This window comes from uncultured Vibrio sp., assembly GCF_947488985.1.
GTDB lineage: Bacteria > Pseudomonadota > Gammaproteobacteria > Enterobacterales > Vibrionaceae > Vibrio.
In genome coordinates this window covers 1-12361 of sequence record NZ_CANLBV010000108.1, presented here as the reverse complement: position 1 = coordinate 12361, position 12361 = coordinate 1, and the positions used below count along the sequence as shown (strand labels likewise).

9 protein-coding genes and 5 pseudogenes are annotated in these 12361 nt (G+C 41.9%); 7 read left to right on the top strand and 7 right to left on the bottom strand.

Features of this window, described 5'->3' with window-relative positions:
• Positions 1-71: 71 nt before the first annotated feature.
• Positions 72-485, top strand: a pseudogene (locus Q1A70_RS17235) (carboxypeptidase M32); the annotation flags it as partial.
• Between the two features lie 176 nt (positions 486-661).
• On the opposite strand, the gene Q1A70_RS17230 reads toward Q1A70_RS17235, so the two are convergent.
• The 4 genes from Q1A70_RS17230 to Q1A70_RS17215 all read right to left on the bottom strand — a co-directional run bounded on the left by Q1A70_RS17230 (position 662) and on the right by Q1A70_RS17215 (position 4660).
• Positions 662-1336, bottom strand: a complete 675-nt coding sequence (locus Q1A70_RS17230) for a hypothetical protein (protein WP_299694411.1) — start codon at positions 1334-1336, stop codon at positions 662-664.
• Positions 1337-1338: 2 nt separating this feature from the next.
• Positions 1339-1872: a hypothetical protein gene (locus Q1A70_RS17225; protein ID WP_299694408.1), complete on the bottom strand. Its 534-nt coding sequence runs from the start codon at positions 1870-1872 to the stop codon at positions 1339-1341.
• A gap of 79 nt (positions 1873-1951) precedes the next feature.
• On the bottom strand, positions 1952-2266 hold the full coding sequence (locus tag Q1A70_RS17220) for a hypothetical protein (protein ID WP_299694405.1): 315 nt from the start codon (positions 2264-2266) through the stop codon (positions 1952-1954).
• A gap of 36 nt (positions 2267-2302) precedes the next feature.
• Positions 2303-4660 (bottom strand): DEAD/DEAH box helicase, encoded by a 2358-nt coding sequence (locus tag Q1A70_RS17215; protein ID WP_299694402.1) that lies wholly within the window; start codon positions 4658-4660, stop codon positions 2303-2305.
• A 164-nt stretch (positions 4661-4824) separates the two neighbouring features.
• On the opposite strand from Q1A70_RS17215, the pseudogene Q1A70_RS17210 reads away from it, so the two are divergent.
• Together Q1A70_RS17210 and Q1A70_RS17205 are read left to right on the top strand one after the other, a co-directional pair.
• Positions 4825-5007 (top strand): annotated as a pseudogene (locus Q1A70_RS17210) (carboxypeptidase M32); the annotation flags it as partial.
• 150 nt (positions 5008-5157) lie between these two features.
• A pseudogene (locus tag Q1A70_RS17205) lies at positions 5158-5427 on the top strand (carboxypeptidase M32); the annotation flags it as partial.
• Between the two features lie 306 nt (positions 5428-5733).
• Here the strand turns inward: Q1A70_RS17205 and Q1A70_RS17200 are convergent.
• The gene (locus Q1A70_RS17200; RefSeq protein ID WP_299694399.1) at positions 5734-6621 is read right to left on the bottom strand and encodes a LysR family transcriptional regulator; all 888 of its coding nucleotides are present in this window, start codon (positions 6619-6621) and stop codon (positions 5734-5736) included.
• Between the two features lie 135 nt (positions 6622-6756).
• Between Q1A70_RS17200 and Q1A70_RS17195 the strand changes: the two genes are divergently transcribed.
• Genes Q1A70_RS17195 through Q1A70_RS17185 form a run of 3 tightly spaced genes read left to right on the top strand, consistent with a single transcriptional unit; the run spans position 6757 to position 10159 of the window.
• Complete coding sequence (locus Q1A70_RS17195; protein WP_299694396.1) at positions 6757-7122, top strand: DUF413 domain-containing protein; 366 nt, start codon at positions 6757-6759, stop codon at positions 7120-7122.
• Positions 7123-7125: 3 nt separating this feature from the next.
• A complete protein-coding gene (gshB, locus tag Q1A70_RS17190; RefSeq protein ID WP_299694393.1) occupies positions 7126-8166 on the top strand; it encodes a glutathione synthase in 1041 nt (346 codons plus the stop codon).
• On the top strand, positions 8123-10159 hold the full coding sequence (locus Q1A70_RS17185) for a flavohemoglobin expression-modulating QEGLA motif protein (protein ID WP_299694390.1): 2037 nt from the start codon (positions 8123-8125) through the stop codon (positions 10157-10159). Before gshB ends, Q1A70_RS17185 begins: the two co-directional genes overlap by 44 nt.
• Positions 10160-10210: 51 nt before the next feature.
• On the opposite strand, the gene Q1A70_RS17180 is transcribed toward Q1A70_RS17185, so the two are convergent.
• Positions 10211-11377, bottom strand: coding sequence for an MFS transporter (locus tag Q1A70_RS17180; protein ID WP_299694387.1), 1167 nt, complete (start codon positions 11375-11377; stop codon positions 10211-10213).
• A 307-nt stretch (positions 11378-11684) separates the two neighbouring features.
• Between Q1A70_RS17180 and Q1A70_RS17175 the strand changes: the two are divergent.
• Positions 11685-11858: pseudogene (locus tag Q1A70_RS17175) on the top strand (IS110 family transposase); the annotation flags it as partial.
• A 322-nt stretch (positions 11859-12180) separates the two neighbouring features.
• Here the strand turns inward: Q1A70_RS17175 and Q1A70_RS17170 are convergent.
• Positions 12181-12361 (bottom strand): annotated as a pseudogene (locus tag Q1A70_RS17170) (hypothetical protein); the annotation flags it as partial.

Sequence of the window (12361 nt, the reverse complement as noted above, 5' to 3'; positions counted from 1 at the left end):
GAGGGAAATTAATGTCCATATAGTACCTCCGAGCAGAGTTACTATTAGATCAGAAATTTAATCAAATTGGTATTATCTTGCGCTACGAAATCGAGCGTGACTTGATCAACGGCAAGATCAAACACACCGACGTTCCGGAATTATGGAATACCAAGATGCAGTCTTACCTTGGCTTAAGCACGCAAGGGAATTTCACCAATGGCTGTATGCAAGACATTCACTGGACAGATGGCGCATTCGGCTACTTCCCATCCTACACACTAGGTGCAATGTACGCGGCGCAGTTTATGGCGGCAATGAAGAAAACGGTGGATGTAGAAAAAACTATTATAGATGGTGATTTATCACCAATTTTCAAATGGTTGCATGACAAGATCTGGAGTAAAGGCAGCTTACTAACAACCAATGAACTGGTCATGTCCGCCACTGGTGAAACGTTAAATCCTGAACACTTTAAAGCTCACTTAAAAAGTCGTTACCTCTAAATTAGGTTACTTACATGTACTCTGTTTTTACACTGAGTACATGTCTTTTTTCTAGAAGCAAACTATTGAATTCAGGCCTTCCGTTCATAAGAGGGGGAATTCAAGCGATCGGGTGACATCATAGGCACTATCCGATATTTTATAGAAGCCTTGCATGTAGGATATCTCTGTCGCTATCAATGTAGTACAACTTCACCATCACACGATTCAATAATCGCATCAAGATTAAAATTAGCCAGCCAAAAAGAGAAAAAGCGCTCATGAGCAAAAAAATAATTTTTCTCCCCTTTACAAGTTCTAGGTATACCCGATGCAGTTACACTAAAGTACACGCAATCGATAGGTTTGGTAATCGCTCCTTTTTTAGCGCACACAGCTTCAAAGTGCCACTTCACCTCTTTTAGATGAGCTTGCACACTTCTATCACCTCTTTGATGAAATAAGCTGGTCTGGCACTGCATATCATAGCCTTGGATGTAATCGCTGCCCTGTTCAACTGTCATCTGATGCTTATCAGCCCAATAACGGAAATTCGCCTTCAACTGATTTTCAAACGCATCTAAAAATCCCATCTCATTTCCTTGGGCTTCTGCTGGAAATATCACGCAATATCGGGAAGCGTAATCCATCACGAGCATATACTTTTTCTTTTTAATTGAGGTGCAGTCCACCACCCACTGCCATTGAAATCCATCATTGATTCTGGGATCTACATCATCAGGAAAAACAGGAAACAGGACTGACTCCTCAATAGTTCTGTGAGGAGCTGGCTCCAGACAAGACGTCTTTTTCCCATCAAAGACGAAAGAAAAGTGCTCTGCCGCCGCTTTTGTGCAGTTAAAAACCAACATAGCTAATCTCGTTCAGCCAACAATAACGTTTGCTTTGATTCACCTGCTTCAGAAGTCAATACGGGAAACAGCATTGAGTAAGGAACAGTCCAGGCAGTATTGTTTACCAATACAACAGCCCTCTTCGGATTTAACTTCGACACCTGACCAATGTACTCTTGGCTGTCTTTGTTATTGATAAAACCTACCGTTTCACCAATCGCTAACTCAGCTTTTGACAGTCCCACTGCTTTATTGGATACCAAGGTTGTTTCAACATGGTCTAGATTGAGGAAGTAAAAAGGAAGCGACCATTGCTGCCCAGTATCTTGCTCACGGACTGATACTCGGCTGCGTCCTACCTTCAGAACTGTACAAAGCACCGCTTTGTTACGCTCAGTGCAAAAATATTCAACAGCCACCCCCACTTGAATTTTTCTTTTTAAAACAGTCGTCCTCTCTGGGTCTTCAAGCACTTTTTCAATTGCTGATTTTAACCGAAACAGCTCGAAATCTGTGGCTGATTCCAGCTCGTCAAATATGTGTTGGATGTTCATAATTGGCTCTGTGTTGGTAGTGAATTATTTGCAGTAATGCGCAACCGTTTAAGATCAGTATATTTCTGCTCTGGTTCTTCTATAGTCGTGCAAATCGTGACCGCACTATCCCTGTTATGAGTTCATGGAGATTTTCATCTTCTCGCTTTACTTTACCAATCTCCCAGTAGTTATTGAACTGGGCAATAGAATAGTTACAGTTCTCACCATCAAAATAAATACAGTGTTGACCGACAATCGCGAGCACCCATGAATACTCCTCCACGTTTTCGGTTGTGTGCTCCCATATCTGGGGTGAAGGCAGCTTAATAAAACGCCAGAAACTCTTATCCAATCCTTCCATTATCATCTCTTCATGGCAGATCATTTCGGCTAGTTTTTCATCACTATACACAGGGACTCCTTTAAATACCCTTAGAATAAGTGTGCTTTACTCAGTAAACAGTTTCTCTTGTACATCAAACACACCCTCATCGAAACCCAATGCCTTGTATCCACGACTGCGCCTGGTATACATTCTTGCCAACATTGGGACTTTCATATCTACATAATCGATAACGCGGATTTCCGTCTTACCATCATACTCCCGCTGTATTCTACCGACATACTGAACAAGCGCTCCTTTCCAGGATACTGGCAATGCTAGTACTAGAGTGTCAAGTCTAGGTAGATCAAAACCCTCCCCGATAAACCGCCCAGTTGCTACCAAAACCTGGGTCGTCGCTAGCTTTTGATTAACCTCATCGCGATCTTTCTTTTTCATTGCTCCAACTAACACCTCATTCTGAATTTTCCTATGAGTTAGCATCTCACTGAGCAATTTCGCATGCTCTCGGCGCTCTGTAAGAACTATAGGAACACGCTCTTGTTTCACTTCGGCTTCAATGTCACTGATGATTAGCCTATTTCTCATTTCATGCTCGATCAACCACCTATACACATCAGCGATATGTGGCCGAGGGTCTTGAGTTGTTAGTTGAAGCGGTGGTTCGAAAAGAACCTCCTTCTTTTGAAGGGATTGAATAAACTTCACTGAACTGGACGAAGCAATGGTATGTCTTACCCTCCCTGCCTGCATAAAAATTATTGGCTGATGACCGTCTCTACGCTCCAACGTCGCACTAATTCCCAATACGTATTTAGCGTGAACCTCACCCAATAGTTTTTCATACTGCGGTGCAGACAGGTGGTGGCATTCGTCTATGATGATCTGGCCATATTCATGGACAACAGGATTCACCGTATTGTCACTGCGGTTAAGCAGACTTTGATAGGTTGCCACGTCAACAGCCTTTGTCGGCTTTTTCTTTGAGCCTGTAATCACCCCTACCTCAACACCTATAGTAAATGCCCTTAGCCTTTCCTGCCACTGCTCTGCAAGTTGCTTATTGTGAACAAGAATTAAGGTATTGACCTTTCTTTTACACAACAGGCCGATTGCTGCTACGGTCTTGCCAAATGCTGTAGGCGCATGCAAAACGCCAATATCAAACTTAGAAACCGTATCCACCGCTTTCTTTTGCTCCTTCCTAAGTTCGCCACTGAACTTGATGCTGCTAAGTCGACTTCCTGACCTTCTTTTATCATCAACAAGTAAACTGATGTCATATTGTTCGAGTAACTCGCAAATATCATCAACGCAGCCTCTTGGTAGTGCAAGGTATCCACCATCGATTTCTGCCAGCGATATATATCTGGATATTCCGTTCGTAGATAGTCGTAGTCCCTGAGCTTTGAAAAACTTAGGATTCGAAAAAGATGCCAGCTTTTTTAACCTGGCAATCAGAGCATTTGGTAATGTTTCGGTAGGGATATAGATTCTGTTCGCCAACGTTATCTTAATACTGTCTGGGCATCCTGATACAACCGAAGAAGTTGCTGGTAAGTTTCTCTCCCACGGCGACTGTGTGGAATCCGCTGTATCATTGTCAGAAGACTGATTTGAATCATAAGACGTTACGAGCTTTTTCAGGGCAGCAACTGTCAACTTTTCGGTTGAGGCCAGTATTTGCCATTGATCTTGATAAGATGAAGCCTCTCCATCAATAAATTCAGAATTACCATCTGCTCTTGCACCTTTCTGAAGCGGCAGAGCTATCAAGTTACCTATTCCAGCTACAGGCAACACATCTTGATTGGGGAATAGACGGTCGTAGGAGTCAAACGACAATGCACCATGGATTTGCATAGCTTGATCAAGTAGCATAAAGCCCAGCTTTCGCGCACTGGCTGCATCCACTCTAGTGTCGAAGAAAATCCATACATGAGCACCATTTCCTGAACGAGAGCGCTCAAGCAGGAAGTCTATCTCATTTCGTCGGCATGCCTCAGCATAGGCCAGTGAAGCTTCTTTCCAGTCTTTCTTATCGAAATCAACGGCTAGAAACCAGCAGTTACTGTCAGCATCCATAGGGTAAATACCAACAATAGATTTTCCCGATAAATGATCATATATGGCTTTTTTATCAAGAGGCTTGAATGATTGGTTTGGACATTCGAGACATTTGACTTTGGGCTTGTTGCATAGCCCTTGCTGCCATTCATTATTGCACGCAAGCGAATACCCCGAACGCCCTTGCTTATTTTGCCAGCGAACCGCATAGCAACTGGAATTCCCACGAAAGTAGCGTTGAAATAGCTCAATCTTTAGCTCAGGTGACATAGTATTGCAAAAGTCTGAATACTCGGTACTCTTCGAGGCTATGAGCTGTTTCCGCTTATTCTCAAGCAGTGCCAGCTCTGATTTAAGTGCCGATATCTTCTGATCTAGAGCACTAAGTTCATCCATGATGTTACTACCTACCCTGTGATAAATTCATAGTAGAAAACGTGGCTTCTCGCACTACCATGTAAATATAACTGTATACGATAACACACAAATCCCCACTGCCTTGCCAGGTAAGCTTAGCGTGTTCTGATTGTCGAGGAAAGCCACTTACTCCAAAGCAATCAAAGTCTTAATGTACAAATGACATTTTACACTGGAGAGGCGCATTCGGGTATTTCCCACTCTACACTCTAGGCGCTATATATGCGGCTCAATTTATGGCATCAATGAAGGCAACTGTTTATGTGGGTGCTGCTATTCGCAGTGGTGATCTTTCATCCATCCTTAACTGGCTTTCAGAGAATATCTGAAGCAAAGGCAGTTTGCTGCCCATTTGCACACTTCAATCAATTAAAAGTCCGTGCAAATACGGAACTTTTAAAGAAAAAGTAATTTCTCATTTGTGGCCGAGATTCGGTAAGCCACGCAGAATAAAATGAAAGGAAATAGTGTTCAGTGTTCACTGGACAGATGGCGCATTCGGCTACTTCCCATCCTACACACTAGGTGCAATGTACGCGGCGCAGTTTATGGCGGCAATGAAGAAAACGGTGGATGTGAACGCTGTGGTTGAAAGCGGTGATCTATCCCCTATCTTCAATTGGTTAGAGTCGAATATTTGGAGCAAAGGCAGCCTGCTGACAACTGATGACTTGGTGAAAAGCGCAACTGGTGAAACCTTGAATGTACAGTACTTCAAAGACCACTTGAGAAGCCGTTACCTGTAGATAAAAGCCCAACCACATTGAAGTGTTCTACTTGCAGAGCTTGCTGTGTAAGTAGAACCAAGCTGAAAAAAGCAAAGTACAAGTATTACTCCCCTTAGGAACACAACGGCCTGATGCAAAGGTTCAAAATGCCAAAGGCAAAGGTACCTTATTCCTTGATCACACACCGCAAAGCAGTGCTCTCTAAGTGAAAGGTTCTGGACAATTTCGTTCATTAGTCATTACAACCAAAACATTTTTTGCTTGAATAGTCATGCATATTTAAAAAGTATATTTAATGTCAGTCTAAGCTAGTACAGGTAATGGCTAAGGTGTGCTTTCACCAGCTTGTTGGATGCTATATGCCGTATGTGGATCAATTTCCGCCACTAAGCTTTCTACTTGTCGAATAGCATCAATTGACGTACTAATCTTTCTATAGCTCAAATATATTGGTCGACGCCAATCTTCAGTATTTTCAACTTTGTGTAATTGACCACTTGCTATGAAAGGCTCTACCACGGAATTAGGCAAGTAAGCTGTTCCACCCTTTTCAAGCACAAAATCTAAAGCAATTCGGGCAGTAGAAGTTCGTAGAAAAGGAGCTGGAACCGAGGGGTGACGCTCAGCATGTTCTGAAGCAAAACGAGTTCCCCAGTCGACATAGACGTACTTTTGTTCAAACGCTTTAAGCTCATTGCATGGTAAAGTTGAAACCATAGTTAAAACTAAGTCGGCGATATGTATACAAGCAAGTTCATCTGACTTAATAGGATCAAGAGCGAAAGCCATATCCAAGGTGCGTTCCAGAAGGTTTCTGTTAATCTGCTCTCTGGATAATGATTCTGCTATAAAACCATACCCCTCGAAAGCGTCTGTAACAACACTCAAACAGTTTTGCAAATACGCATCCCAGACATTAGGTGTCCCCCCAATAGTTAGCTGTAGAGCTTTCCCTTTTTCAAGAGACAACTCAAACTTCGCTTGTTCAAGAGAGCTGACCATCACATCAGCGTAGCCAACTAGGCGCTCCCCAGCCGAAGTAAGTTTAATGGCATTTCTATCTCGAATGAAAAGCTTTGTATCAAAGAAGGCTTCTAATTGTTTTATTCGCGCGCTTACCGCTGCTTGAGTAATATATAAGTTCTCTGCTGCGCGTCCGAAATGCTTTTCTTTAGCTACTTCTAAGAACGTTTTGAATACTTTTACGTCCATAATTTTTCTCACAATATAACGTCGTCAGCATAACAACATTTTGTTATCGAAACGACAAAAATTATTTGATTTTCAAACTACACATTTGGGTCTAATTTCGCCTCGTTAAAATGACAAAAATACACAGAGATTTTTATGGCTGAAATATTAATGCGCATGGGCGAAAAGCGCTTCTATGACGGTAAGGCTTTCCCACGTGGTTTCGCTAAATCCGGTAACTTTACCATTTTAGAAGAAGAGCTTCTCACCTACTACGGTGACACTATGGCTGGGTTAGAATCTGGTGAGTTAGATGCTGAAAACGCTGAAGAAAAACACTTTCTTAAAGCACTCAAAGATCCTAAGAAGGCCAACACTAAGCTAGAAACAACGTGGTTGAAATATATCAAGCTAGCGCGAGGCCGAAAGGTGTTCCATACGTTGAGTAGTAAAAAGCCAACTATCAGTCAAAGTTTGGTTGAGCTAACCGAAGAAAGTTCAACCACAGAGTACGAGGATTAAACATTGCATATTTGTTTTTTGATGTATCCATGGGAGCGTATTTCTCCGGAATCTGATACGACTCTACGCCTTGTACACGAGTGTGCAGCAAGGGGGCACACCGTAGCAATCACAACAACCAGTGGGTTAACGATACGCGATAGCACCGTTTATGGCTTTTGTCAGATCATTAGAAAGGGCCAAAAAATCTCGGACAATATTCCTCGGTTTTATCGACAGGTGGATTTTCAAAAAGCACGGTTGCCGATGGCTGGCTTCGATGTCATTTTCATGAGAGCCAACCCACCTCTAGACAACCTTGCCCTCAACTTTCTGGACTCAATTAAAGGTGACACTTTAATTGTCAATGATCTAGAAGGGCTTCGAATTGCCAACAATAAGCTTTATACCGCAAGTATGGAAGGTGTTGCCAGCGAGTTTATTCCAGCGACACATGTTTCAAAAAACCGTGACTACCTTCAGCGAGTTCTAGAGGAAAGCGACAGTGAAAAGATGATCCTAAAGCCACTCAACGGATTTGGTGGCCATGGGGTTATAGTTATCGAAAAAAGTGCGCGTCAGAATTTTCGCTCATTGCTCGACTTCTACATAGGCTCTGGGGATCAAAGTAACTACGTAATACTACAAGACTACATTGAAGGTGCTGAAGAAGGTGACAAGCGGATTCTCATGCTAAATGGTGAGCCCATAGGTGCAATGCGCCGGGTTCCAGCTCAAGACGACATCCGCTCGAATGTTCATGCTGGTGGTACTGTTGTTAAGCATAGCATCACTAAAGAAGAACGAAGACTGTGTGCAGCTATTGGCCCTAAGCTAGTCAGAGATGGTCTTTACTTCACAGGCTTAGACGTTATTGGCAACAAATTAGTCGAAGTAAACGTGTTGAGCCCTGGAGGTATCACTCGTATTAACAAACTAAATAGAGTTCGCCTTCAGCGCCAGGTAATTGATTTTGTCGAGAACATCGTACTTTCTAAAGATCTCATCTTACAAAGAAAGAATGTATTCCGACGTGCAGTGGAAGACGCAAATATTGAGCATTAATACTACGTCTTATTCTCTGAGTGAAATGATTCAGATGATTGAGCTTGAGCAGCCATTTAGTGGCTTGCTCTCTGGCTCAGGATGTTTCGTGAAGATCGATGAATACCTTCCCGTAGTTTGTACCGCCATCCATGCGGGTAGCAATATGCGTTCTGAACTCATTAAACATTGTGTGTTGAGCACTGATGAAAGGTACTTTGAAGAAGACCCTCATACAGATGCAATGATCATATCGCAGCCGATTACGTTAATTGGTACTGACTCACGATTTGAGTACGACCTAAATCGACCGAAGGCCCTTAGTACTTACTATAAATCGGCGTGGAGCAAGAAAGTTTGGAAAAAAGCACTGCCAGAGGCTCAGCGTAAACTGAGCCACCGTAAACACGAATTGTTCTATTGTTTATATGAAGCATTGATATCGAAATTAGAGTCTAAATTTCGTCATGTCATCGTTTTTGATATCCATTCTTACAATTACCAGAGAGTGAATATTTCCGCGCCGGTATTTAATATCGGCAGTGCTCAGATCGATAGAGAGCGTTGGGGAGAGGTCGTTAATCGATTTGTGTCTGAGCTTCAAAAGATAGCGCTTCCAAACATCAATACCGATGCTAAACTAGATGCTGTCTTTGAAGGTCGCGGATATCTAATTGCGCATACTAATGCTCATTTTGACAGAACACTTGTACTGCCAACGGAAGTAAAAAAAGTATTTATGGATGAACAGACAGGTGAGCTATTCCCATTAGTACTTGAATCTATTCAAGTCGGGTTAAAGCAAGCGTTTAGTGCAACTAGTGCTTATTTTCAACGTAAAGTCAGTGCAAAATCCCGAGTAAAAAGAACCGATATGTTAAGTACTCAGATAGACTCATCTGTAGTTAATATCGACAAGACTCTTTTCTCTCTGGTTAAACGTGTAGAAACATTAAAATATGTTAACCCTACTAACTTAATTCGTGAAAGAGCTCGCTTTTTTTCTGCGCCGAGGAGATACAAACCCAATTACCGATATCGCCAATTACCGGTAAATGCCAATGAATTCAAACATCAGCTTTACAAAATACCAATAGAGAAAATATCTGATCCCGACCTTAAAGGTCTGTATAGCGATATGATTGATAAGCTGAGTGAAAAAGTCGATCTTCTAACCTGTATTGGACAAGATTCTTTCTTATACAGCTCTCTTAAATATCATGGCAGACCAGATTCATCAGCAATAAAAAATGCGCGTTTCCTACTCTATGCAGGAGAGCTTGATGAGAATCACGCATTAGAAAAAGACGCCTCGTACGCAAAGAGGGAGCTAGCTAAAGCTGCAACAAATTGGGGAATGAAATGTAAAATAGTAGAAACAGCAACTATTGCTGCAAAAGCCATGGTTTCTTCAAACCCACCAACACTCTATCTTAACAGCAGTGAGCTATATGGAGAGAAAGAGGTATCTCGCTTAATTCAACATGAGTTGGGGGTTCATATGGCGACTACGCTGAATGCTAAAATGCAGCCATTATCTATATTTAGGCTTGGGCTTCCGGGCTCCACTTTTACTCAAGAGGGGCTTGCCATTCTCGCTGAGTTCAAAGCCGGATATATGTCATTAGATCGTTTAAAAATTCTATCCGCAAGAGTGCTAGCCGTTGATTCAATGCTCCAGGAGCAGGATTTTTTTCAAACGTACACTTATTTGACAGATGAACTAGGCATTGAAAGCCAACTAGCTTTTAGTATTACAACCCGTGTCTATCGAGGTGGTGGTTTTACCAAAGATCACTTGTACTTAACTGGGTTTACCCAGCTATTACAGCGATCTGAAAGTCGAAGCATTGATAATCTACTCATTGGAAAATGCAGCATTAAGTACCACGATTTAATCGATGAACTTGTCCAAAGACAGTGGCTTACACCGCCACATCATCGATTCGATATCACTGAAAAAGAAAACCCTCCGATACTGGATTATTTAATAAGATCACTTCGTACAGAATAATGAGGTGTATCTTCGGTCGAGTCCACCCATTATATGTGGACTCGATTTTGGTTACTCTCCTGCAACCAAATGTTTCTTGGAACGAATACTGACAATAAACATGTATATAGTTGTAGCCATCATTGTTGTTAGCAAATAAGACATTAATCCTTGGTCGTCTTCCATAAAAATATCAGCGACCATTGGGCCAACAACGGAGCCAACACTGTAGCAAATGAGCATTACCTGAGTTGCAGAGATAATGTGGCTTTCTTCCAAATTATTGCATCCAAGGTTGATAGCAATAGGGTAAAGAGCAAAAGTGGCCATACCAACCAAAAATAGGCTAATAGTTAACACATTGAGGTCATCACTTAAACTAATTAGACCAATAGCAAAGACACCAAGCAAACAAAACAATCCCATTAAAGGAGTGCTACCTGCCATTTTAATCAACGTAGGGATGATAGTTTGTACTGCCATGCCACCAAGAATAACTAATGCCATTAAAACACTAAGGTTGGCTTGAGATACATGACGATTTGTAAGCTCAACAGGCATCAACCCATAAATAGCCCCCAAAGACAAACCTGAGACAAGGCAACCAATGATGGCTGCGTGATTTAAATTTGCCATTTGTTTCAAGGACAAAGCGGTAGAGTGCGAACTTTCAGGCTCTTTAGTTGGAACTACCATAAGCACAACAATAGCTGTGCTTAACATAGATAAGATAACTATAAAAGGAACAATACCCTGAACACCTATAAAGCCTATACCTATTTGGCCGAGAGCCGAGCCTCCATAAAGTGACCCCATATATAAGCCAAGACGTTTTGCTCGACTCGGCTCCTCTCCAACCAGTAACCAAGATTCTACAACCACGAATACGCCAGCGACTGCAATACCCGCAACGAATCGAGCCATGATCCATACCCACACCACCGGGACGAAAGGAAGAATTACAATAGTTGCAATAAGTATCAATAAACAAACGATAAATGCCTTACGATGGCCGATACGTTTCACCGCAGGCTCAATAGCAACTGCACCAACGAGCAAACCAGCATAGAACGCACTTGCTAACCAACTAGCATTATTAGCATCAATCCCATGTTCAACCAACATCAATGGAATCAGGCTCATTAAATAACCAGATGCAATAGCATAAAGTGATAGCGCAATAACAGGCACTCTATAACCGGTTTTCGCTGCGACATCATTCGTGGTTTCCACTAGCATTACCTCTTAAATTAGTCGTGGTAAATCAAAATAAAATAGGATCATGTGATTTTTTCGCCGCGACTATGAGGCTTTAAATGTGTGTAGTAAAACTAAATAAAATTATCTTCACGATAAAGAATATTTATCGCTTCAGATCGTGAATGCATGAACTGAAGGTTTTCAAATTTACTATCGTGATTGAATACCAATGCAAACGAATACTCAGATTGAGAACTTCGCAGTTGGAACGTTTTGGGAGATTCCGTGCAGCGTTGTTCTTGTATCTATCATAACCTCACGTATTGCAAACTCAGCTGCGTAATCCGTTGGACGACTACCCGAAAAACCGAAGACTCAGAAGGACGCTTGGTTGAGGAGCATCATAGATCGTATCGGCTTCAAGAAGGCCTGTATTGCACTGGCTAACAAAGTGGTACGTACTGCGTGGGCAATGCTTCGGTATGAGACTGAATATAAACCAGTATTACTCACTAATTAATCATTAACAAATTTTTAAATTTTACAAAATGGTGATGCATAAAAGGTAAGACCAACCTACTGAGAACCTGGCCATTCTGTCATGCTGTCATGCTGTCATGCTGTAAAAAGCTGCTAACGCGATAAGGACAGTAGGTGCGCAAAACATCAAAGGCTAGAGGGTAGCTCCTTCAATAAGAAGCCGAATATACGACTGCATCTTAACTTTTATTGCCAAAATCACTTTGTAAATACGTGGATTCCATATACAGAAAGGGGCAGTTCTGCGTTACGATGAGCTACCCGCCAGCAATGATCTGGACATTTCTGAGTTAGCACTTTTGCTAAATTAGGGAAAGACGAATTAATTGAAGGGCTCTTCTCCGCTTAGATAAGTATGGCAAACGTTGGTTTAGCTTATCTCTAGGACAATTATTGACGACTATGGCTAGGGCGTGTTGATCTTTCGTGAGTGTTTTTTGAATAGCATGGTAAAGAGTTATAATTTGCTTTGCCAAAAGTAAA

Bases quoted from the DNA above. Each gene is read 5' to 3' on its own strand.
- Q1A70_RS17230 (WP_299694411.1), bottom strand. From the start codon at position 1,336: ATGTTGGTTTTTAACTGCACAAAAGCGGCGGCAGAGCACTTTTCTTTC.
- Q1A70_RS17225 (WP_299694408.1), bottom strand. From the start codon at position 1,872: ATGAACATCCAACACATATTTGACGAGCTGGAATCAGCCACAGATTTC.
- Q1A70_RS17215 (WP_299694402.1), bottom strand. From the start codon at position 4,660: ATGGATGAACTTAGTGCTCTAGATCAGAAGATATCGGCACTTAAATCA.
- Q1A70_RS17200 (WP_299694399.1), bottom strand. From the start codon at position 6,621: ATGGACGTAAAAGTATTCAAAACGTTCTTAGAAGTAGCTAAAGAAAAG.
- Q1A70_RS17195 (WP_299694396.1), top strand. From the start codon at position 6,757: ATGGCTGAAATATTAATGCGCATGGGCGAAAAGCGCTTCTATGACGGT.
- Q1A70_RS17185 (WP_299694390.1), top strand. From the start codon at position 8,123: ATGTATTCCGACGTGCAGTGGAAGACGCAAATATTGAGCATTAATACT.
- Q1A70_RS17180 (WP_299694387.1), bottom strand. From the start codon at position 11,377: ATGCTAGTGGAAACCACGAATGATGTCGCAGCGAAAACCGGTTATAGA.